General features: G+C 62.5%; 21 protein-coding genes. 12 read left to right on the top strand and 9 right to left on the bottom strand.

The features are described 5' to 3' along the window. Position 1 precedes the first annotated feature (1 nt). The 6 genes from SOP95_RS19810 to SOP95_RS19785 form a co-directional block, all read right to left on the bottom strand. Positions 2 to 1555 (bottom strand): sensor domain-containing diguanylate cyclase, encoded by a 1554-nt coding sequence (locus SOP95_RS19810; protein ID WP_323608049.1) that lies wholly within the window; start codon positions 1553 to 1555, stop codon positions 2 to 4. A gap of 95 nt (positions 1556 to 1650) precedes the next feature. Continuing rightward, complete coding sequence (locus tag SOP95_RS19805) at positions 1651 to 2418, bottom strand: ABC transporter ATP-binding protein (RefSeq protein WP_323608048.1); 768 nt, start codon at positions 2416 to 2418, stop codon at positions 1651 to 1653. 20 nt (positions 2419 to 2438) lie between these two features. Next, positions 2439 to 3152, bottom strand: coding sequence for an ABC transporter permease (locus SOP95_RS19800; RefSeq protein WP_274077427.1), 714 nt, complete (start codon positions 3150 to 3152; stop codon positions 2439 to 2441). Further along, positions 3149 to 3838, bottom strand: a complete 690-nt coding sequence (locus tag SOP95_RS19795; protein ID WP_274077428.1) for an ABC transporter permease — start codon at positions 3836 to 3838, stop codon at positions 3149 to 3151. Before SOP95_RS19795 ends, SOP95_RS19800 begins: the two co-directional genes overlap by 4 nt. A 58-nt stretch (positions 3839 to 3896) precedes the next feature. Then, positions 3897 to 4685 (bottom strand): ABC transporter substrate-binding protein, encoded by a 789-nt coding sequence (locus tag SOP95_RS19790; protein WP_274077429.1) that lies wholly within the window; start codon positions 4683 to 4685, stop codon positions 3897 to 3899. A 60-nt stretch (positions 4686 to 4745) separates the two neighbouring features. After that, complete coding sequence (locus tag SOP95_RS19785) at positions 4746 to 5915, bottom strand: M20 aminoacylase family protein (protein ID WP_323608047.1); 1170 nt, start codon at positions 5913 to 5915, stop codon at positions 4746 to 4748. A 132-nt stretch (positions 5916 to 6047) separates the two neighbouring features. Between SOP95_RS19785 and SOP95_RS19780 the strand changes: the two genes are divergently transcribed. Then, positions 6048 to 7001: a LysR substrate-binding domain-containing protein gene (locus SOP95_RS19780; protein ID WP_323608046.1), complete on the top strand. Its 954-nt coding sequence runs from the start codon at positions 6048 to 6050 to the stop codon at positions 6999 to 7001. A 6-nt stretch (positions 7002 to 7007) separates the two neighbouring features. Here SOP95_RS19780 and SOP95_RS19775 read toward each other — a convergent pair whose 3' ends face one another. Next, positions 7008 to 7535 carry a DUF3087 domain-containing protein gene (locus SOP95_RS19775; RefSeq protein WP_323608045.1) on the bottom strand — a complete coding sequence of 176 codons (528 nt, stop codon included), beginning with the start codon at positions 7533 to 7535 and terminating at the stop codon, positions 7008 to 7010. On the opposite strand from SOP95_RS19775, the gene SOP95_RS19770 reads away from it, so the two are divergent. The 4 genes from SOP95_RS19770 (at position 7534) to SOP95_RS19755 (ending at position 10834) form a co-directional block, all read left to right on the top strand. Beyond that, positions 7534 to 7773 (top strand): hypothetical protein, encoded by a 240-nt coding sequence (locus tag SOP95_RS19770; RefSeq protein WP_274077433.1) that lies wholly within the window; start codon positions 7534 to 7536, stop codon positions 7771 to 7773. The genes SOP95_RS19775 and SOP95_RS19770 overlap by 2 nt on opposite strands. Further along, entirely contained in the window at positions 7770 to 9143 is a 1374-nt protein-coding gene (gene ppnN / locus SOP95_RS19765; RefSeq protein ID WP_323608044.1) for a nucleotide 5'-monophosphate nucleosidase PpnN, read from the top strand. Before SOP95_RS19770 ends, ppnN begins: the two co-directional genes overlap by 4 nt. Positions 9144 to 9527: 384 nt before the next feature. Continuing rightward, complete coding sequence (locus SOP95_RS19760) at positions 9528 to 10268, top strand: response regulator (protein ID WP_323608043.1); 741 nt, start codon at positions 9528 to 9530, stop codon at positions 10266 to 10268. Positions 10269 to 10621: 353 nt separating this feature from the next. Continuing rightward, complete coding sequence (locus SOP95_RS19755) at positions 10622 to 10834, top strand: hypothetical protein (protein WP_274077436.1); 213 nt, start codon at positions 10622 to 10624, stop codon at positions 10832 to 10834. 68 nt (positions 10835 to 10902) lie between these two features. On the opposite strand, the gene SOP95_RS19750 is transcribed toward SOP95_RS19755, so the two are convergent. Both SOP95_RS19750 and SOP95_RS19745 read right to left on the bottom strand, forming a co-directional pair. Continuing rightward, a complete protein-coding gene (locus tag SOP95_RS19750; protein WP_323608042.1) occupies positions 10903 to 12333 on the bottom strand; it encodes an FAD/NAD(P)-binding protein in 1431 nt (476 codons plus the stop codon). A gap of 341 nt (positions 12334 to 12674) precedes the next feature. Beyond that, positions 12675 to 13238, bottom strand: a complete 564-nt coding sequence (locus SOP95_RS19745; RefSeq protein ID WP_323608041.1) for a helix-turn-helix domain-containing protein — start codon at positions 13236 to 13238, stop codon at positions 12675 to 12677. Here SOP95_RS19745 and SOP95_RS19740 point away from each other — a divergent pair. From SOP95_RS19740 to SOP95_RS19710, 7 genes are all read left to right on the top strand, one after another. Continuing rightward, positions 13233 to 14258 (top strand): DMT family transporter, encoded by a 1026-nt coding sequence (locus SOP95_RS19740; RefSeq protein WP_323608040.1) that lies wholly within the window; start codon positions 13233 to 13235, stop codon positions 14256 to 14258. The genes SOP95_RS19745 and SOP95_RS19740 overlap by 6 nt on opposite strands. Positions 14259 to 14505: 247 nt before the next feature. After that, positions 14506 to 17424 (top strand): monovalent cation/H+ antiporter subunit A, encoded by a 2919-nt coding sequence (locus SOP95_RS19735; RefSeq protein WP_323608039.1) that lies wholly within the window; start codon positions 14506 to 14508, stop codon positions 17422 to 17424. Continuing rightward, the gene (locus SOP95_RS19730) at positions 17424 to 17768 is read left to right on the top strand and encodes a Na+/H+ antiporter subunit C (RefSeq protein WP_007986256.1); all 345 of its coding nucleotides are present in this window, start codon (positions 17424 to 17426) and stop codon (positions 17766 to 17768) included. The genes SOP95_RS19735 and SOP95_RS19730 overlap by 1 nt, the downstream gene beginning before the upstream one ends. Next, on the top strand, positions 17765 to 19450 hold the full coding sequence (locus tag SOP95_RS19725) for a monovalent cation/H+ antiporter subunit D (RefSeq protein ID WP_323608034.1): 1686 nt from the start codon (positions 17765 to 17767) through the stop codon (positions 19448 to 19450). The genes SOP95_RS19730 and SOP95_RS19725 overlap by 4 nt, the downstream gene beginning before the upstream one ends. Then, positions 19447 to 19935, top strand: coding sequence for a Na+/H+ antiporter subunit E (locus SOP95_RS19720; protein WP_323608033.1), 489 nt, complete (start codon positions 19447 to 19449; stop codon positions 19933 to 19935). Before SOP95_RS19725 ends, SOP95_RS19720 begins: the two co-directional genes overlap by 4 nt. Next, positions 19932 to 20210, top strand: coding sequence for a K+/H+ antiporter subunit F (locus tag SOP95_RS19715; protein ID WP_008063386.1), 279 nt, complete (start codon positions 19932 to 19934; stop codon positions 20208 to 20210). The genes SOP95_RS19720 and SOP95_RS19715 overlap by 4 nt, the downstream gene beginning before the upstream one ends. Continuing rightward, on the top strand, positions 20207 to 20566 hold the full coding sequence (locus tag SOP95_RS19710) for a Na+/H+ antiporter subunit G (RefSeq protein ID WP_274077443.1): 360 nt from the start codon (positions 20207 to 20209) through the stop codon (positions 20564 to 20566). Before SOP95_RS19715 ends, SOP95_RS19710 begins: the two co-directional genes overlap by 4 nt. Positions 20567 to 20622 lie beyond the last annotated feature (56 nt).

The following is a 20622-nucleotide window of genomic DNA, read 5'->3' as shown; positions in this document are numbered from 1 at the left end:
CTCAGTTGGCAATCACGCTCATGTTGCGCCCGCTGGCCTTGGCCACGTACAGCGCCTTGTCGGCCGCGCCGATCAGCTCGCCGGTCTGGGCTTGAGACGCCGGATCGTAACCGCAGACCCCCACGCTGACCGTGACCTTGCCATCCGGACTTTCACTGTGCGGCAAGCTGGCGGCCTGCACCGCATGGCGGATTTTCTCCGCCAGCAGGAAAGCGCCGACGTAGTCAGTCCCCGGCAGCACCACGGCAAACTCCTCGCCGCCAAAACGCGCAGCCAGATCGCCAGGGCGCTTGATGTGCTCGGTAATGATCCCGGCGATCTTGCGCAGGCACTCATCGCCGGCCAGGTGGCCATAACGATCGTTGAAAGGCTTGAAGTGATCGACATCGATCATCAGCAGCGCCAGTCCCGACACGTTGTGGCGGGCGCGGCTCATTTCGGCCTGGATGAACAGGTCGAACTGGCGTCGATTGGCCAGGCCCGTGAGCGCGTCCTCCAGCGCCAGCAACTCAAGGTTGCGATTGAGCTCCAGCAGCCGCTCCTGTGTGCCGAGCAATTCGCCCTGGATGCGGTCCTGCTTCTTCATCAACCGGATCAGGCGATAACCGAGCACCCCCAGTCCCCCGAGCAGCAGCGCGACGATGCCCGCGCTGAGCAAGGACTCCTGGCGCCAGCTGGCCAAGACTTCATCCTTGTTCAGCGCGGTAAAGACGATCAGCGGATACCCCTCGACCCGGCGAAAGCCCACGACCCGCTCCACGCCATCCACGATCGATCGCATCGTTGCCGTCCCCGAACTGCCCTGTGGCAACAGCCGGGTGAACAATGGGCTCCTGGCCAGGCTGGTGCCGATCTCCGCCTCGTGGAACGGCCGGCGCACGACGATGCTGGCATCGTCGGCGATCAGGTTGATCACGCCGTTCCTGCCCATGTCGATGCCATCGTAAAGCTGCAGGAAATGGCTGAGGTAGATCGTGGCCAGGGCCACGCCGGCAAAACGGCCGTCCGGATAATTGATCCGCCGTGACACCGTCATGATCCATTCACCGCTGGAGCGGCTCTTGATCGATGGGCCGATGTGCGGGCCGCGGTCTGGATGGTCGCGATGATAGATGAAGTACTCACGGTCGGAGTTGTTCGCGCCCCCCACCTCGGCACCATTGGAGTTGGCGACCCACTTGCCGGTTTCGTCATAGACGAACAGCCCATGGAGCTGACGCAACTCACTGCGCTGGGCGCGCAGCAAGCGTTGCAGGCGATCGAGCCGGCCCTGTTCGATGCCGTCGTTCTCCAGGCGATCGACCAGGGTGAACAGCAGCGTGTCGGCTTGCTTGATCGACGCCTGTGCCTGGGAGGCCAGGGTCTGCGCAAGGTTGGACATCGCCACTTCCTTGTCATGCAGATGGTACTGGCGCGAGCTCCAGGTTTCCCAGCTCACGATCACTACCATCGACAGGCAGACGGCGATCATCAGCGTCACGGCCGAGCGAGTCTTGAGCCTGGCGACGCCGTAGCGGTTTTTTTCGATACGCTCGTTGTTAGACGGATGCCCCATGAAACTCCCTGGATACTCATGCCATGGCGAATTGTCCCATTCGCCATTTTAACCACGACCAGTATACATGGGCTGTTGCGACATTCCGTGCAGCGTTACTTCAGGCTCCCCGCCAGGAACTGCTGCAGCCGCTCGCTTCGCGGATACTCCAGGACGCTGGCCGGTGCGCCCTGCTCCTCCACCCGGCCCTGATGCAGAAACATGACGTGGTTGGAGACCTGCCGGGCGAACGCCATTTCATGGGTGACCACCACCATGGTCCGGCCCTCCTCGGCCAGTTGCTGCATGACCTTGAGCACTTCACCGACCAGTTCGGGATCCAGCGCGGACGTCGGCTCGTCGAACAGCATCACCTGCGGCTCCATGGCCAGCGCCCGGGCAATGGCCACCCGCTGTTGCTGGCCGCCGGATAGATGCACCGGATACTGCCCTTCCACCTTGGCGGGCAGGCCGACCTTGGCGAGGTAATGCCGCGCCCGCTCCGTCGCCTGCGCCCGACTGACGCCGAGCACGCTCATCGGACACTCGATGATGTTGTCCAGCACCGTCATGTGGCTCCACAGATTGAAGTGCTGGAACACCATCGACAGCTGGCTGCGCATGACCCGCAATTGTCCGGGATCGACCACGCACAGCTGTCCCCTGGCATCGCGGCGGGTCCGCAGTTCTTCGGCATTGACGATGATGCGCCCGGCCGATGGCTGTTCGAGATGGTTGATGCAGCGCAGAAACGTGCTTTTGCCGGATCCCGAGGAGCCGATGATGCTGATCACGTCGCCGGCGCGGGCCTTGAGCGATACCCCCTTCAGGACTTCGTGACTGCCGTAGTTCTTGTGCACATCTTCAACGATCAATTTATACATTCGAGCAAGTCCAATAGGGGTCAGTGCGTGCGCGGCTTGAGGTAGGCCAGCCAATGCAGTTCGCCACGACGAAACAGCCAGATCAGCAAAAATGCGCTGGCGGCATACAGCAGCCCGGCAATACCGAAAGCGGTAAAGGAGGCGTAGGTCGCCGAATTGACGTCACGGGCAATCTTCAGCAAGTCGGGGACCGTGGCGGTAAATGCCACTGAGGTGGAATGCAGCATCAGGATCACTTCGTTGCTGAAGAACGGCAGTGCCCGACGCAGGGCCGACGGCAATACGATGCGCCGATAGAGGGTCCACCGCCCCATCCCGTAGGCCCTGGCCGCCTCGATTTCGCCATGGGGCGTGGCCCGGATGGCGCCGGCAAAGATTTCGGTCATGTAGGCACAGGTATTGAGCCCGAACGCCAGCACCGTGCAGTTGAATCCGTCACGGAAGAACGCGTTGAGAAAGTCCTGGGAGCGGACCACATGCAGGCTGTACACCCCGGTGTAGAAGAACAGCAGCTGGATGTACAAAGGCGTGCCGCGAAACACGTAGGTGTAGCACCAGACCGGCAAGCGCAGCAGCGGATTGCGACTGACGCGCGCGATCGACAACGGAACCGCCAGCACAAACCCGATCACCACCGAAAGAATCAGCAGCCACAAGGTCACCGCCAACCCGGAAAAGTGTGGCCCGTCGCTCCACAGGTAAGCCTGCCAATACTCTTCGAGAATACCGTTCATAGCGCGGCCTTCCTGACACCGACCGAGTAGCGGTGCTCCAGCCACAGCAGGACGACGTTGGACACACTGGTGATCGCCAGGTAGATCAGGCCGCCCACCAGGGTGAAGTAAAAGAATTGCATCGAGCCCTTGCCCGCATCCTGGGTGGCCTTGACCACATCGGTCAGGCCGATGATCGATACCAGCGCCGTGGACTTGATCAACACCTGCCAGTTGTTGCCGATGCCTGGTAGTGCGTGGCGCAGCATTTGCGGCAGGAGCACCTTGCGAAAGGTTTGCCCACGGCTCATGCCGTAGGCCCGCGCCGCCTCGACCTGGCCTGCCGGCACGGCCTGGAACGCCCCCCGGAAGGTCTCGGTAAAGTAGGCCCCGTAGATGAACGCCAGCGTCACCACGCCTGCCAGGAAGGGGTCGATCTCGATTTGCCCGATGCCCAGCCAGTCGGTCATGCGGTTGAGCAGCATCTGCAGGCTGAAGAACAGCAGCAGCATGATCACCAGGTCCGGCATGCTGCGGATAACCGTCGTGTAGCCGGTGGCCAGCGCTCGCAACAAGCGATTGGACGACAGCTTGGAACTGGCCCCGAGCAGCCCTGCCAGGACCGCGATCAGCAGCGACCAGAGCGCCAGTTTGATGGTGGCCAGGGTGCCGAGCAGAATCTGCGGGCCAAAGCCTTCCAGAAGCATTTCACTCTCCTTCTTCTTATTGAGTGTTCTTATTGGATGGGCTGAACGGGCATGCCGGTCATTTCGCGCCGTAGACGTCGAAATCGAAGTACTTCTTGTTGATCCGTTCGTAAGTGCCGTCGGCGAGAATCGCCGCCAGGGCCTTGTTCAAGTCCTCGCGCAACTCGACATCGTTCTTGCGCACACCGATGCCATCGCCCACGCCGAAAAACTGCGGATCGTCCAGGGTGGCGCCGGCGAACTCGTAATCCTTGCCCACGGCCGTGTTCAAGAATCCGTAACTGGCCTGGATAGAGCCCTGCAGCGAAGCGTCGAGGCGTCCCACCACCAGATCGGCATACACCTGGTCCTGATTCTGATAGGACAGGACTTCCACGCCTTTTGAACCCCACACGGCCTTGGCATAGGCCTCCTGCGTCGAGCCCTGCTCCACACCGATGCGTTTGCCCTTGAGCGATTCAAGGGTTGGCAGCAAACCCGAGCCGCGCTTGACCACCAGGCGAGCCGGCGCATTCGACACCTTGTCGGTGAACGCAATCTGCTCCATTCGCTTGGGCGTGACCGTCATCGAAGACGCCACCGCGTCGAACTTGCGCGCCAGCAAGCCCGGGATCATCCCGTCCCAGCTGCTCTCCACCCAGACGCAATGCGCCTGCAACTGCGCGCAAAGCGCCTCGGCAATGTCGACCCCGAAACCGGTCAGCGTGCCGTCCCGCTGCTTGTATTCCAGCGGCGGATAGGTGGGGTCCACCCCCAGTCTCAGGGTTTTTCCAGACCAGTCGGCCGCGCCCGCAAGGCTCGATGCCGTGATTGCCAGCAGTGAAACCGCTGCAAGTATCTTGTTCATGTCCTTCTTCTCCAGGCCGCAGTTGTTTTTGTAATGACAGGCGCTTGAAATGACGGTGTTTCAACGCAAAAAGCTTTCCACCAACTTGACCCAGTAACTCGCGCCGATCGGCAGGCACGCATCATTGAAGTCGTAGCCGGGGTTGTGCAGCAGGCAGCCGCTGTCCCCATCGCCGTTGCCGATCACCAGATAGCTGCCGGGGCATTGCTCAAGGATGAAGGCAAAGTCTTCACTGGCGGTGAAGGGGCGCAGGTCGTCGATCAACTGCTCGTCGCCTAACCAGTCACTGGCGACGGCCCGGGCAAACGCGGTCGACGCGGGATCGTTGATCAGTACCGGATGGCAATGCTGGTAATCGATATGCGCCTGGGCGCCGAAACTGGCGGCCTGTGCAGTGACCAGCGCGGTAATCCGCGATTCGAGCAACTGGCGAATCTCGGGGGTCAGTGCGCGCACGCTCAGGCTCATCTCGGCGCTGGCCGGGATGACATTCGAGGCGCTGCCGGCATGAATGGAGCCGACGGTGATGATCGCCGTGTCTTGCGGGTTGACGTTGCGCGAGACGATGCTTTGCAGGGCGATCACGATCGAAGCGCAGACCACCACCGGGTCGACGGCCTTGTGCGGTACCGCACCGTGACCACCGGTGCCGATGATCTTGATCGTGACCGTGTCGGCAGAGGCCATGAACGGCCCGCTGTAGAATCCCAGATGCCCGACGGGATGACCCGGCACGTTATGCAGGGCGAAAATCGCATCGCAGGGGAAACGTTCGAGCAGGCCGTCCTCGAGCATTTTCCGCGCACCACCCAGACCTTCTTCAGCCGGCTGGAAAATCACCTGCAGCGTGCCTTTGAATGCCCGGGTTTGCGCCAGGTACCTGGCCGCTGTCAGCAGGGTTGCCGTATGCCCGTCGTGGCCACAGGCATGCATGACCCCGTCGTTGCGACTGGCGTAGGGCAATCCTGTGGTTTCCTGAATCGGCAAGGCATCCATGTCCGCCCGCAAGCCGATGGAACGGCCCTCACCATTTTTCAGGGTGCCGACCACGCCCGTCTTGCCCACACCGGTGCTGACCTCGAATCCCCACTGGCGCAAGCAGCGGGCCACCAGTTCGCTGGTAGCAAACTCCTCAAAACCCAGTTCGGGATGCGCGTGAATCTTGTGACGCAACGCAATCATTTCATCTTGTAGCGCTGCAATACCTGGCAGCACCTGGCCGGCATCCATTGTCGTTCTCCTTCGATTGAGGCGGCGCGCCTTGGAAAGCGCTGCTGGAATCGATCTTAGGGAACAGCCCCTGGGCTGGGGAGGCCCAGTTTGGTTATGATGACAACCAATGGTTGTCTCAAGGGTTAGCAGATGAAACTGCATCAATTACAAGCACTGATCGCCAGCGCCGAGACCGGCAGCATCCGCGCCGCCGCCCGTTCGCTGAACATCTCCCAGGCGGCCGTGACCAAGGCGCTGCGGGAGCTGGAAACCAGCCAGCAGTTGCCCTTGTTCAGCCGAACCCCCAGCGGCCTGAACTTCACCGAGTACGGCAAAGTCCTGCTGACCCACGCGCGCCTGGTGATCAAACAACTCGAACATGCGCAAACCGAACTCGATCACATGCGTGGCAAGGCCCAGGGCAGGCTTTGCGTCGGGGTCACGCCCTGGATCGCCCTGACATTCCTGCCTGAAGTGGTCCTGGCATTTCGCGAGCGGATGCCGCACATCAGGCTGGAACTGTACGAAAGCCTGATGGCCGTGGCCCAACCACTGCTGCGCGACGGCAGCATGGATTTCGCCATCGGCCAGCTGCACCCGGCGCAGACCACCCAGGAGTTTGCCTGTGAAACCCTGCTCGACTACCAGACGTCGGTGCTGGTGCGCGAGGGCCATGCGCGACAAAATGCGCGTTCGATCCACGAACTGCTGGACCAGAACTGGACCCTGAACTATGCGCCGGACGGCCACGCCGGGTTGATGCAGGCATTGTTCTGGCAACACGGCGCGCAAATCGACGAGAACCGCATCGTCAGGGCCCATTCACTGGCCATCTTGCAGATGCTGGTCGAACGGGCGGACATGTGCACCTGGGGCCCTTCCATCGTCAGCATTGCCCCGCCGTTCCTCGGACGCCTGGTGGCCCTGGACCTGAACGAACAATTCGAATCCCGGCAGTTGAGCATCGTGACTCGGCGCAATGGCGCGTTAAGCCATTCGGCCCAGTGTTTCACCGAGTGCCTGCTGCAGGTCATTCGTCGGCATGCGCGTTCGGCCAGGAAGGAAGACCGGCAACTCTTCGAAACACTGCGCCTGCGGGTTTGAGCGGGTTCAACTGCGCGGCGGCTTCAGGGCTTCGAGCCACGCCGGATTCAATCGGGTTTGCCGGGGGTCGATACCCAGCGCCTGCATCCGCGCCTCATGCTGCTGCATTTCCCGGTGCAATTGCGCATCATCGCTGGAGTTACCGTCCAGTTGATGCATCTGGCTCAATCCCAGGTGATAGAAGCGCAACAGCTTCATGGCGTCCGGATCCCCCGCCTCCACGGCGGCCTTGAGGTGGTGCATGACGTTGGTGATGCTCATCAGGCTGCGCTTGAGCTGCCAGCTGTAGACCGCCGGCGCCATCCATTCCTGATGCCAGAACAGCTTGCGCATCAACCCGGCCATGATCAATACCGCGGCAAACACTCCGCCGATGTTGAAGCGCAGGTTGTCCCCGCCGGGCTCGCCGAACAAAGTCACCGCCGCGGTGGACAGGGCCATCGCCAGCGCCAGGAAGATCAGCGCGATCATCACCGTGCTGCGCCGCGTCCGTTGCCGATAGTCGTCGGCGTTCATCGGCTGGATTTCGAACATGACGTCGGGATTCCTTGGCTTCAATGGTAAAAAGGCTCGCAGGACAAAAAGACCGCGGGTCATTATCGCCTCTGCGACGGATTTAGCTATGCTGGGGCTCCTTTTCATCTATACATCATCAAAAGGAGGACGTGGCGAGACCGCGCAGTTCGTGCCATCTTCTTTCATGGATACTCTCTATTCGGATGCCATTCGTTGTTTGCGCGTGAATGACATCGTTTTAAGGATCATTGAATGACCCAACGACAAGTAATCAATGCTTCGGTCAGCCCGAAAGGCAGCCTGGAAACACTCTCTCAACGGGAAGTCCAGCAACTGAGCGAAGCCGGATCCGGCAGCACCTACGACATCTTCCGCCAGTGCGCCCTGGCCATCCTCAACACCGGCGCCCACGTCGATAACGCCAAGACCATCCTCGAAGCCTACAAGGACTTCGAAATCCGCATCCACCAGCAAGACCGCGGCGTACGCCTGGAACTGCTGAACGCCCCGGCCGACGCCTTCGTCGACGGTGAAATGATTGCCAGCACCCGTGAAATGCTGTTCAGCGCCCTGCGCGACATCGTCTACACCGAAAACGAACTCGACAGCCAACGCATCGACCTGAGCACCTCCCAGGGCATCAGCGACTACGTCTTCCACCTGCTGCGCAACGCCCGCACCCTGCGCCCTGGCGTCGAGCCAAAGATCGTGGTGTGCTGGGGCGGTCACTCGATCAACACCGAAGAATACAAATACACCAAGAAAGTCGGCCACGAACTGGGCCTGCGCAGCCTGGACGTGTGCACCGGTTGCGGCCCCGGCGTGATGAAAGGCCCGATGAAAGGCGCCACTATCGCCCATGCCAAGCAGCGCATCCACGGCGGGCGCTACCTGGGCCTGACTGAACCCGGGATCATCGCTGCCGAAGCACCGAACCCGATCGTCAACGAACTGGTGATCCTGCCGGACATCGAGAAGCGCCTGGAAGCCTTCGTCCGCGTCGGCCACGGCATCATCATCTTCCCCGGCGGTGCCGGTACCGCCGAAGAATTCCTGTACCTGCTCGGCATCCTGATGCATCCGGACAACCAGGGCCTGCCCTTCCCGGTCATCCTCACCGGGCCGAAACATGCCGCGCCCTACCTCGAACAGCTCGACGCGTTCGTCGGCGCCACCCTGGGCGAGGCCGCCAAGAAGCACTACCAGATCATCATCGACAACCCGGCGGAAGTCGCCCGGCAGATGACCCAGGGCCTCAAGGCGGTCAAACAGTTCCGTCGCGAACGCAACGACGCGTTCCATTTCAACTGGCTGCTGAAGATCGACGAAGGTTTCCAGCGCCCCTTCGACCCGACCCACGAAAACATGGCCAACCTCAAGCTGAGCCGCGACCTGCCGGCCCACGAACTGGCCGCCAACCTGCGCCGCGCGTTCTCCGGCATCGTCGCCGGCAACGTCAAGGACAAGGGCATCCGCCTGATCGAAAAACACGGCCCGTACCAGATCCGTGGTGACGCGGCCGTCATGCAGCCGCTGGACCAACTGCTCAAGGCCTTCGTCGCCCAGCACCGGATGAAACTGCCGGGTGGGGCGGCTTATGTGCCGTGTTATCGAGTGGTTGCGTGATCAAGTTGATGTAAATTGTTAAACGCGAGCCGAAGCCAAATGCTTCGGCTTGTTGTTTCCAGGATCAGCCGCTGCGGTGCATCTGTCTGACAGGCGACCACTCTCTCGCGGCCGTACCCGATCTACTGTGGGAGCCGGCCTGCCGGCGATGGCGTCCTGAGAGCCGACGATTGTCTGTCAGGTGTACTTAGTCAACAAATAATAGGTCGTCTCTCAGGCCGCCATCGCCGGCAGGCCAGCTCCCACAATGGGTTGGTTACAGCCGTGAGTGATTAGTTGGCTGTAAGGCCGTCATCGATGCGATGCGGCGACCAGACAAGCCAGCGTCTACAAAATGTATGGTTGGCCCAGCGGCCGGCAACGACAAAAAAAGAGGATCGACCGATGGACCACGTCAACCACATCCTGATCGTCGACGACGACCGTGAAATTCGCGAACTGGTCGGCAACTACCTGAAGAAAAACGGCCTGCGCACCACCGTGGTTCCCGACGGCCGGCACATGCGCAGCTTCCTCGAAAGCAACCAGGTCGACCTGATCGTGCTCGACATCATGCTCCCCGGCGACGACGGCCTGGTCCTGTGCCGCGAACTGCGCGCGGGCAAGCACAAGGCCACGCCGATCCTGATGCTCACCGCACGCAATGACGAAACCGACCGCATCCTCGGTCTGGAAATGGGCGCCGACGACTACCTGACCAAACCCTTCGCCGCCCGCGAACTGCTGGCACGGATCAATGCCGTGCTGCGCCGCACCCGCATGCTGCCACCCAACCTGCTGATCAGCGAAAGCGGGCGAATGCTCGGCTTCGGTCGCTGGCGCCTGGACACCACCGCCCGACACCTGCTGGACGAAGACGACACCCTGGTGGCCCTCAGTGGCGCCGAATACCGGCTGCTGCGGGTATTCCTCGATCATCCGCAACGGGTGCTCAGTCGCGACCAGTTGCTCAACCTGACCCAGGGCCGCGACGCCGACCTGTTCGACCGCTCGATCGACTTGCTGGTCAGCCGCCTGCGCCAACGGCTCAAGGACGACTCCCGGGAACCGACCTACATCAAGACCGTGCGCAGCGAAGGCTACGTATTCTCCTACCCGGTGGAAATGCTCGATGCGCACAGTTGATGGGGATCTTTGCGCAGGTTTGTATCCGTTTGTATAGAAACCCGGTCTGGATACGCACAAGCCCATTTCGGACCGTTCAGGCACACATCAGCGATACACCGAAATATCAGCGCTACTGATCGCGGTCTCCAAAACAACAGATATCCATTGTGGGAGCGAGCTTGCTCGCGATGACGGCGTGTCAGTCAACATCATTATCGACTGACCGGTCCCCATCGCGAGCAAGCTCGCTCCCACAGTTTTCGTACAAGGATCACTGTTCTCGATAACGACTATGCGTACAGGTGTTTTTTCATCGCGATGCTCCAGCCCTACAGTGGCCACATCTTCTTCCCACGCTCTGGAGCATCATCATGAAAAGCATCATCGGTATCGGCTTCGCCCTTGCGGTTCTTGGCAGCACTGGCGCCATCGCCGCCCCACACGCCACCTCCCCCATCGTTGCAGCGGTGAAAGTGAGCCAACCGGCCTCACAGAACATGAACACCGTCAGCGCTGACCACAAAGACAAACTCTACGTCGCGGAAAACCGTCCTGAGTTCGGCTCCAAATATCAGCGTTATTGATCAACGGCCTTGGGCTGCCTGAAACAGGAAACCCCGCCAATTGCGGGGTTTCTTCATTTGCGCAACCTTTACGGCGATGCCAGACGCGCGGCCAACGCCTTGGCCTGACTGGCCACGTCCGTCACGGCGGTGCTCTCCCACCACATCCCGCGCAACGGTGGCCCCATGGCAAACAAGCGGCTGGCAGCCTGGCCATCGGCATCCAGCACCGCGCCGTCGACCTTTGCGGCGATGCCGAGTGCCAGGTGTCCCGGCTGGATCAGCCCGCGCGCCAGCAGTTGCCGGGGCAGCGGTCGAGCCACCCGACGCCAGTCGTATTCGATGCCGCTGGAGTTGATCAACGCCGCGCCACTGACCACCACCGTTTGCCCTTCGCCCCGACGGCGGATACGAATACTCACTGCTTGACCCAAAGAAGGTTCCAGCCCTTTGAACGACGCCGCCTGAATCCGCAACCGTCCTTCCCCGTGCAAGCGCTCCACCAGCTCGGCGCTCAGCGGCGGCGAGCGATGGTGATGGCTTTCCCACCACGGCCGGACATGCCTGACGAACTGACGGCGTTGCACGTCGCTGGCCTGGTTCCACAAGCGCCCGATGTGCGCCCGCACCGTGTCCAGTGGGGCCTGCCAATCGATGCCCTGGTCGATGGCGTCGCGGCAATGTCGGCGCAATTCACGTACCAGCTGTCGCGGCGTGCGAATGCTCGGGTCCTCGGCGAGGAAATCGACCCAGGCCGGTGGCTGGCGCCGCACATGGGGCAGCAGGCCGTGACGGGAAAACACTTCGATCGGCCCGCGATGACCGGCCTGTTCCAGCGACACCACGGCATCGACCATGGTCAGGCCCGAGCCGATGATCAGCACCGTCGACTGCGGATCGAGCTGCTGCATCGCCGCCACATCCCACGGGTCGAGCGCCGCCGCGTTCAAGCCGCTGGACTCAGTCTGCGGTGTGCGCGCAGCCGGGAACATGCCCGTCGCGAGCACCGCAAAAGAGCCCTGCAGTCGCTGGCCGTCGCTCAAGGTCAAGTGCACCGACTGCGGATCGGTTTGCAGATCAACCACCTCGGCCCGCACATGCTCGACCGTTGAGCCGCTCAATGCCCCCACCGCTTGCGCCTCGGCCAGGCGTTGCTGCACATACAGGCCGAAAATCCCCCGCGGCGGGAACAGCTCACTGATGGGTACATGCTGCTCATCCGACTCCGGCCAGCCACCGGCCGCAATGTAGTCGGTCAGCCACTGGGTCAGGTCATCGGCATTGTCCGGGTCGACGCTCATGCGCGCCGCGTTGCCGTTGAGCGTATGCCCCAGCTCCACGGCGCTGTAGGCCTCGCCGCGCCCCAGCTCGGCGCGCGGTTCGATCACCAGCACCTGGCGCTTGCCCGGCAGGCGCACCAACTGCGCCGCCAGCATCGCGCCGCTGAGGCCGCCGCCGATGATCAGGATGTCTGCGTGACGGATGGCGTCAGTTGCCTGTCCGTTTCGGGTTTCACTCATGCCGTTCTCACTGATCAGTGTTTATCCTCGACGATAATAGGCGCCAAACCCATGGAAGGCTCATCGAGCAGTACCAAAGTAGGATGCGTCGGTCGAGGTCATGGATGTTCAACCCACAGGCGTCGGCGCCAGGAGCCTCGGTCCAATGTGGGAGCGGGCTTGCTCGCGAAGAGGCCGGCACATCCAACATCGTTTTCGTCTGTCACACCGCTTTCGCGAGCAAGCCCGCTCCCACAGGGGGTTTGAGGCGACCACAGAATTTGTGAACGACCCAGGAACCTGTAGGAGCCGGCTTGCTGACGATGGCTCGGCCCCCCGCAGTCCCGGCGACTGGCCAACAGTCAGATCACCACGTTACGCACAAACCGCACCGCCACCGGCCCATCGTTGCGATAGGAGTGGGGCTGGTTACTGGCGAACATGAAGAACTCGCCAGCGGCGATCTTGTGCGGCACCTCGCCGACCATCACCGTCAGGCAGCCTTCGAATACGTAGAACTGTTCGCTCCAGCCATCGGCGTCCGGCTCCGAGGGGTAATGCTCGCCCGGTTCGAGGCGCCATTCCCAGAGTTCGACTTCACGGCTGGCGTTGGCCTTGGCCAGCAGCACCGCCTTGCTGCCGGGGATCGTACCGGCCCAGGCCAGCTCGTTGATGCGGCTGTGGTCGCGCACATCGGGGGCCTGGATCAGGTCGCTGAAGGCCACGTCCAGTGCTTCGGCCACCCGGTCAAGGGTGGTCAGGCTGACGTTCTTTTCGCCGGCCTCGATGGCCACCAGCATCCGCCGGCTGACCCCGGATTTTTCCGCCAACGCGGTCTGGCTCATGTCGGCGGCATGGCGCAACCGACGAATGTTCTGGCTGACGTGCTGCAGGACCGAAGCCCGGGGCGAGGAATCTTTGTGCACTATATTGCTCACTTGGTGGTGTTGCGCAGTATACTGCCCAACTTGCGACGCATTGTGCGTCCCCCTCATATAGTGTGCAAGATCATGACGTCGGCGAACTCCTCCCAGGCTTCCTCCCGTTTCCTGCGGCTCAGCAAGGCAGAATGCGTGCTGGTGCTGATCACCATGGTCTGGGGTGGCACCTTTTTGCTGGTCCAGCATGCGATGACCGTCAGCGGCCCGATGTTTTTTGTCGGCCTGCGCTTTGCCGCCGCCGCGATCATCGTCGCCCTGTTCTCCTGGCGCAGCCTGCGCCAATTGACCCTGTTCGAACTCAAGGCCGGGGCCTTTATCGGCGTGGCGATCATGCTCGGTTACGGCTTGCAGACGGTGGGGTTGCAGAGCATCCCCAGCAGCCAGTCGGCATTCATCACCGCGTTGTACGTACCCTTTGTGCCGCTGCTGCAATGGCTGGTGCTGGGACGTCGTCCTGGGCTGATGCCCAGCATCGGGATCATGCTGGCGTTTACCGGGTTGATGTTGCTGTCGGGGCCTTCCAGCGCGGCGCTGAACTTCAGCCCCGGTGAAATCGCCACGTTGATCAGCGCCATTGCCATTGCGGCCGAGATCATCTTGATCAGCAACTTTGCCGGCCAGGTCGATGTGAAACGGGTGACGGTGGTGCAATTGGCGGTGACGTCGCTGCTGTCGTTCCTGATGGTGGTGCCGACCCAGGAACACATTCCGGACTTCTCCTGGCTGCTGTTGTGCAGTGCGCTGGGATTGGGCGCGGCGAGTGCGGCGATCCAGGTGGCGATGAACTGGGCGCAGAAGAGTGTTTCGCCGACCCGGGCGACCTTGATCTATGCCGGCGAGCCGGTGTGGGCCGGAATTGTCGGGCGGATCGCCGGGGAGCGGCTGCCGGCGATTGCGTTGCTCGGTGCGGGGTTGATCGTGGCGGCGGTGATTGTCAGTGAGTTGAAGACCAAGGGTAAGGCGGTTGTTATTGAGGAAGAGTTGGAGCGGGAAACCCAGGGTTGAACCGCAATATTTGCGGCGTTTGATAAACAGCTTTCGCGAGCAAGCCCGCTCCCACATTTGGAACGCGTTTCACCCTGTGGGAGCGGGCTTGCTCGCGAAGGGGCCAGACCTGCTGATTACCACCCTTCGAAACAATGATAAACAAGACTTTTCCGTCTACCTTGTAGGATTCTGCGACAGCTTGGCGTTTGGCGATCCGGGAGCTGGCACGTATGATGCTTCATAAACTTCCGCAGATTAGAAGCCTATGTCCCTGATAGTTCTACTGCTTCTGCCTTTTTTAGGCAGCTGTCTGGCAGCGGTGCTGCCACACAACGCGCGTAATACCGAATCACTTCTGGCGGGCCTGGTTGCCTTGATCGGCACTGTCCAGGTTGCCCTGCTGTACCCGCAAATCGCCCATGGCGGCGTGATCCGCGAAGAATTCTTCTGGCTGCCGAGCCTGGGTCTGAACTTCGTCCTGCGCATGGATGGCTTCGCCTGGCTGTTCTCGATGCTGGTGCTGGGCATCGGCACGCTGGTGTCGCTGTACGCCCGCTACTACATGTCGCCGGACGATCCGGTGCCGCGGTTCTTCGCGTTTTTCCTGGCGTTCATGGGCGCCATGCTCGGGCTGGTGATCTCCGGCAACCTGATCCAGATCGTTTTTTTCTGGGAACTGACCAGCCTTTTCTCGTTCCTGTTGATCGGCTACTGGCACCACCGCGCCGACGCCCGACGCGGCGCGTACATGGCGCTGATGGTCACCGGCGCGGGTGGCCTGTGCCTGCTGGCGGGGGTCATGCTGCTTGGCCATGTGGTCGGCAGCTATGACCTGGACAAGGTCCTGGCCGCCGGCGACATGATTCGCGCACATGCCCTCTACCCCATCCTGCTACCCCTGATCCTGATCGGCGCACTGAGCAAAAGTGCGCAATTCCCCTTCCACTTCTGGCTGCCCCACGCCATGGCCGCGCCGACACCGGTATCGGCCTATCTGCACTCGGCGACCATGGTCAAGGCCGGGGTGTTCCTGCTGGCCCGGCTGTGGCCGTCGCTGTCCGGCAGCGAAGAATGGTTCTACATCGTCAGCGGCGCCGGCGCCTGCACCCTGTTGCTCGGCGCCTATTGCGCGATGTTCCAGAACGACCTCAAGGGCCTGCTGGCCTACTCGACCATCAGCCACCTGGGCCTGATCACCCTGCTGCTGGGCCTCAACAGCCCGCTGGCCGCCGTGGCCGCGGTGTTCCACATCCTCAACCATGCCACCTTCAAGGCCTCGCTGTTCATGGCCGCCGGGATCATCGACCACGAAAGCGGCACCCGTGATATCCGCAGGCTTAGTGGCCTGTTCAAACTGATTCCGTTCACCGCGACCCTGGCCATGGTCGCCAGCGCCTCGATGGCCGGGGTACCGCTGCTCAACGGCTTCCTGTCCAAGGAGATGTTCTTCGCCGAGACCGTGTTCATCAACGCCACGGCCTGGATCGAAGCCACCCTGCCGATCGTTGCGACCATCGCCGGGACCTTCAGCGTCGCCTACTCCCTGCGCTTTACCGTGGACGTGTTCTTCGGCCCGACCGCCACCGACCTGCCCCACACGCCCCACGAGCCGCCGCGCTGGATGCGTGCGCCGGTCGAGCTGCTGGTGTTCACCTGCCTGGTGGTGGGTATCTTCCCGGCGCAAGTGGTCGGCCCGCTGCTCGCTGCCGCTGCGCAGCCGGTGGTGGGCGGCACCCTGCCGGAGTACAGCCTGGCGATCTGGCACGGCCTGAACGCGCCGATGATCATGAGCCTGGTCGCCATGTCCGGCGGCATTCTCTTGTACCTGCTGCTGCGCAATCAGCTCAAGCGCGGACGTTTCCGTTACCCACCGCTGATTGGCCGGTTCAACGGCAAGCGTCTGTTCGAACGCCTGCTGGTGATCAAGATGCGCCTGGCCCGGCGTCTTGAGCGACGGATCAGCACCCGGCGCCTGCAAACCCAATTGTTCCTGATGGTGCTCGCCGCCGTGCTGGCCGGGTTGATCCCGATGCTGCACAGCAGCCTGCATTGGGGTGATCGGCCGAAGATTCCGGGCTCGATCGTGTTCGTCATCCTCTGGCTACTGGCGATTGCCTGTGCCCTCGGTGCCGCGTACCAGGCCAAGTATCACCGCCTGGCCGCCCTGACCATGGTCAGCGTCTGCGGCCTGATGACCTGCGTGACCTTCGTCTGGTTCTCGGCCCCGGACCTGGCATTGACGCAACTGGTGGTCGAAGTGGTGACCACGGTGCTGATCCTGCTGGGCCTGCGCTGGCTGCCACGGCGAATCGAAGAGGTCTCGCCACTGCCGAGCAGCCTGCGCAAGGCGCGCATCCGCCGTATTCGCGACCTGCTGCTGTCGGCCGTGGTCGGCGGCGGCATGGCGTTGCTGGCCTATGCGATGCTGACCCGGCAGACGCCAAACGACATCTCCTCCTTCTACCTGAGCCGCGCCCTGCCCGAGGGCGGCGGCAGCAACGTGGTCAACGTGATGCTCGTGGACTTCCGCGGCTTCGACACCCTGGGTGAAATCACCGTGCTGGTGGCGGTGGCCCTGACCGTGTTCGCCCTGCTGCGACGTTTCCGCCCGCCGAAAGAAAGCATGCAGCTGCCAGCCCAACAGCGCTTGCTCGCGCCCGACGTGGTCACCGACCTGGTCAACCCGCGCCACGCCAGCGACACCGCGCTCGGTTTCATGATGGTCCCGGCGGTGCTGGTGCGCCTGCTGCTGCCGGTTGCGCTGGTGATCTCGTTCTACCTGTTCATGCGCGGCCACAACCAGCCAGGCGGCGGTTTTGTCGCGGGCCTGGTGATGTCGGTGGCGTTCATCCTGCAATACATGGTCGCCGGCACCCAGTGGGTCGAAGCGCAAATGAGCCTGCGTCCGCTGCGCTGGATGAGCGTCGGCCTGCTGTTCGCCACCGTCACCGGCCTCGGCGCGATGGTCGTCGGCTATCCGTTCCTGACCACCCACACCTGGCACTTCGAGCTGCCGTTGCTGGGTGACATCCACATCGCCAGCGCCCTGTTCTTCGACGTTGGCGTGTACGCCGTGGTGGTCGGTTCGACGCTGTTGATCCTCACCGCCCTCGCCCACCAATCGGTACGGGGCCACAAGACCGCGGCCCAGCCAAAACCCGCCGTCATGAAGGAGGCTGTCTGATGGAAGAAGTCATCGCCATCGCCATCGGCGTCCTGGCCGCGTCCGGCGTCTGGCTGATCCTGCGTCCACGGACGTTCCAGGTGGTCATGGGCCTGTGCCTGCTGTCGTATGGCGTCAACCTGTTCATCTTCAGCATGGGCAGCCTGTTCATCGGCAAGGAGCCGATCATCAAGGACGGCGTGCCGCAGGACCTGCTGCACTACACCGACCCGCTGCCGCAAGCGCTGGTACTGACCGCGATCGTCATCAGTTTCGCCATGACCGCGCTGTTCCTGGTGGTCTTGCTGGCCTCCCGGGGCCTGACCGGCACCGACCATGTGGATGGCCGGGAGCCTAAGGAATGAATCCGTTGTCGCACCTGATCGTCGCGCCCATCCTCCTGCCGCTGCTGACCGCCGCGATCATGCTGATGCTCGGCGAGAAACACCGCCCGCTCAAGGCGAAAATCAATCTGTTCTCCAGCCTGCTCGGGCTCGGTATTTCCGTCGTGCTGCTGCAATGGACGCAAAGCACCGGCATCGCCGGCTCCATCGGCGTGTACCTGCCCGGCAACTGGCAAGTGCCGTTCGGCCTGGTGCTGGTGGTCGATCGCCTGTCGGCGCTGATGCTGGTGCTGACCGGCATCATCGGCGTCTGCGCCCTGCTGTTCGCCATGGCGCGCTGGGACAGTGCCGGTTCGAGCTTCCACGCGCTGTTCCAGATCCAGTTGATGGGCCTGTACGGCGCCTTCCTCACGGCGGACCTGTTCAACCTGTTCGTGTTTTTCGAAGTGCTGCTGGCCGCGTCCTACGGCCTGATGCTGCATGGCTCGGGGCGGGCGCGGGTATCGTCGGGGTTGCACTACATCTCGATCAACCTGCTGGCATCGACCCTGTTCCTGATCGGCGCGGCGCTGATCTACGGCGTCACCGGCACCCTGAACATGGCCGACCTGGCGCTGAAGATCCCGCTGGTGCCGGAGGCCGATCGCGGCCTGCTGCACGCGGGCGCGGGCATCCTGGCGGTGGCGTTCCTGGCCAAGGCCGGGATGTGGCCGCTGAATTTCTGGCTGGTGCCGGCTTACTCCTCGGCCAGCGCGCCGGTGGCAGCTATGTTCGCGATCATGACCAAGGTCGGCATCTACACCTTGCTGCGCCTGTGGACCCTGCTGTTTTCCGGTCAGGCCGGCGCCTCGGCCTACTTCGGTGGCGACTGGCTGATCTACGGCGGCATGGCCACCATCGTCTGCGCGGCCCTGGCGATCCTCGCGGCGCAACGCCTGGAACGCATGGCCAGCCTGAGCATCCTGGTGTCGGCGGGGATCCTGCTGTCGGCCATCGGCTTCGCCCAGCCCAACCTGATCGGTGCGGCCCTGTTCTATGTGGTCAGCTCGACCCTGGCGCTGAGCGCGCTGTTCCTGCTGGCGGAGTTGATCGAACGTTCGCGCTCGGCCAACGAAATCCCCCTGGAGGATGAAAACGAAATGCTGCCACGGCCGCTGGAGTCGTTGCATCCGGTCAAGGGCATCAACCTCGACGACGACCAGAAAGCCGTGGTCGGCCAGGTGATTCCCTGGACCATGGCGTTCCTCGGCCTGAGCTTCATCGCCTGCGCCTTGTTGATCATCGGCATGCCGCCGCTTTCCGGGTTCATCGGCAAGCTCAGCCTGCTCAGCGCCCTGCTCAACCCGATGGGCCTGGGCAACGGCAGCGACGCGCCGGTCTCGAATGCCGCCTGGGGCTTGTTGGCGTTGCTGATTCTCTCGGGACTGGCGTCGCTGATCGCCTTTTCCCGTGTGGGCATCCAGCGTTTCTGGACCCCGGCAGAACGCCCCTCGCCTGTGCTGCGGCGCCTGGAATGCTTACCGATTTTCGCCCTGCTGTGCCTGAGCATCCTGCTGACGTTCAAGGCAGAACCGCTGTTGCGCTACACACAAGCGGCGGCCAATGCCCTGAACAACCCGCAGCAGTATGTGATGGCCGTGCTCGGCACCCGTGCGGTGCCAAGCCCTGAGGCCAAGGCGGCGTTGCTGGAGGTGCAACCATGAAGCGCCTGTTGCCTGCGCCGTGGCTATCGCTGGCCCTGTGGCTGTTGTGGTTGCTGCTGAACCTGTCGCTGAGCCCCGGCAACTTGCTGTTGGGTGCCCTGCTGGGGTTTTGCGCGCCGTTGATGATGCGCAAGCTGCGCCCGCTGCCGATCCGTATCCGCCGGCCCGGGGTGATCCTGCGCCTGTTCCTGCTGGTCGGTCGCGATGTGGTGGTATCCAACCTGGCGGTCGCCGTTGGCGTGCTCACTGCTGGCCGCCGACCACCGCGTTCGGCGTTCATCAAGGTACCGCTGGACCTGCGCGACGCCAACGGCCTGGCCGCGCTGTCGATGATCTGCACGGTGGTGCCCGGCACGGTCTGGTCGGAACTGGCGCTGGACCGCAGCATCCTGCTGCTGCACGTCTTCGACCTGGATGACGAAGCGCTGTTCATCCAGCACTTCAAGGCGACCTACGAGCGCCCCCTGATGGAGATCTTCGAATGAGCAGCTTGCTGTCGAACGCGATCCTGCTGAGCCTGTTCCTGTTTTGCGTGGCAATGATCCTGACCCTGATCCGCCTGTTCAAGGGACCGTCGGCCCAGGACCGGGTCCTGGCCCTGGACTACCTGTACATCGTGGCGATGCTGATGATGCTGACGCTGGGCATTCGTTATGCCAGTGACACTTACTTCGAGGCCGCGTTGCTGATCGCGCTGTTCGGCTTCGTCGGCTCGTTCGCCCTGGCCAAATTCCTCCTGCGTGGCGAGGTGATCGAATGAATGCGCATTTGTCCCTGTGGGTCGAAATACCCGTGGCCATCCTGCTGGTGCTCGGCAGCCTGTTTGCCCTGGTGGGCGCCATCGGCCTGGTGCGGATGAAGGATTACTTCCAACGCATGCACCCACCGGCCCTGGCCTCGACCCTGGGCGCCTGGTGCGTGGCCCTGGCCTCGATCATCTTCTTTTCGGCGCTCAAGTCAGGGCCGGTCCTGCATGCCTGGCTGATTCCGATCCTGCTGGCGATTACTGTGCCGGTGACCACATTGCTGTTGGCCCGGGCGGCGTTGTTTCGCAAGCGCATGGCTGGGGATGATGTGCCGGCGGAGGTGTCGAGTCGGCGTACGGAAAGTGGGTGACCGCGTGCACCTCCTGTAGGAGCGAGCTTGCTCGCGAAAAACCGAAAGCACCGCGG

The organism is Pseudomonas sp. YuFO8, assembly GCF_035065025.1.
GTDB classification, from domain to species: Bacteria; Pseudomonadota; Gammaproteobacteria; order Pseudomonadales; family Pseudomonadaceae; genus Aquipseudomonas; species Aquipseudomonas putida_AE.
This window is presented reverse-complemented; position numbering and strand designations above follow the sequence as displayed.

Excerpts from the sequence above, each read along its gene's own strand:
- SOP95_RS19810 (WP_323608049.1), bottom strand. The coding sequence starts at position 1,555 with ATGGGGCATCCGTCTAACAACGAGCGTATCGAAAAAAACCGCTACGGC.
- SOP95_RS19805 (WP_323608048.1), bottom strand. The coding sequence starts at position 2,418 with ATGTATAAATTGATCGTTGAAGATGTGCACAAGAACTACGGCAGTCAC.
- SOP95_RS19800 (WP_274077427.1), bottom strand. The coding sequence starts at position 3,152 with ATGAACGGTATTCTCGAAGAGTATTGGCAGGCTTACCTGTGGAGCGAC.
- SOP95_RS19795 (WP_274077428.1), bottom strand. The coding sequence starts at position 3,838 with ATGCTTCTGGAAGGCTTTGGCCCGCAGATTCTGCTCGGCACCCTGGCC.
- SOP95_RS19790 (WP_274077429.1), bottom strand. The coding sequence starts at position 4,685 with ATGAACAAGATACTTGCAGCGGTTTCACTGCTGGCAATCACGGCATCG.
- SOP95_RS19785 (WP_323608047.1), bottom strand. The coding sequence starts at position 5,915 with ATGGATGCCGGCCAGGTGCTGCCAGGTATTGCAGCGCTACAAGATGAA.
- SOP95_RS19780 (WP_323608046.1), top strand. The coding sequence starts at position 6,048 with ATGAAACTGCATCAATTACAAGCACTGATCGCCAGCGCCGAGACCGGC.
- SOP95_RS19770 (WP_274077433.1), top strand. The coding sequence starts at position 7,534 with ATGACGTCGGGATTCCTTGGCTTCAATGGTAAAAAGGCTCGCAGGACA.
- SOP95_RS19775 (WP_323608045.1), bottom strand. The coding sequence starts at position 7,535 with ATGTTCGAAATCCAGCCGATGAACGCCGACGACTATCGGCAACGGACG.
- ppnN (WP_323608044.1), top strand. The coding sequence starts at position 7,770 with ATGACCCAACGACAAGTAATCAATGCTTCGGTCAGCCCGAAAGGCAGC.
- SOP95_RS19760 (WP_323608043.1), top strand. The coding sequence starts at position 9,528 with ATGGACCACGTCAACCACATCCTGATCGTCGACGACGACCGTGAAATT.
- SOP95_RS19755 (WP_274077436.1), top strand. The coding sequence starts at position 10,622 with ATGAAAAGCATCATCGGTATCGGCTTCGCCCTTGCGGTTCTTGGCAGC.
- SOP95_RS19750 (WP_323608042.1), bottom strand. The coding sequence starts at position 12,333 with ATGAGTGAAACCCGAAACGGACAGGCAACTGACGCCATCCGTCACGCA.
- SOP95_RS19735 (WP_323608039.1), top strand. The coding sequence starts at position 14,506 with ATGTCCCTGATAGTTCTACTGCTTCTGCCTTTTTTAGGCAGCTGTCTG.
- SOP95_RS19730 (WP_007986256.1), top strand. The coding sequence starts at position 17,424 with ATGGAAGAAGTCATCGCCATCGCCATCGGCGTCCTGGCCGCGTCCGGC.
- SOP95_RS19725 (WP_323608034.1), top strand. The coding sequence starts at position 17,765 with ATGAATCCGTTGTCGCACCTGATCGTCGCGCCCATCCTCCTGCCGCTG.
- SOP95_RS19720 (WP_323608033.1), top strand. The coding sequence starts at position 19,447 with ATGAAGCGCCTGTTGCCTGCGCCGTGGCTATCGCTGGCCCTGTGGCTG.
- SOP95_RS19715 (WP_008063386.1), top strand. The coding sequence starts at position 19,932 with ATGAGCAGCTTGCTGTCGAACGCGATCCTGCTGAGCCTGTTCCTGTTT.
- SOP95_RS19710 (WP_274077443.1), top strand. The coding sequence starts at position 20,207 with ATGAATGCGCATTTGTCCCTGTGGGTCGAAATACCCGTGGCCATCCTG.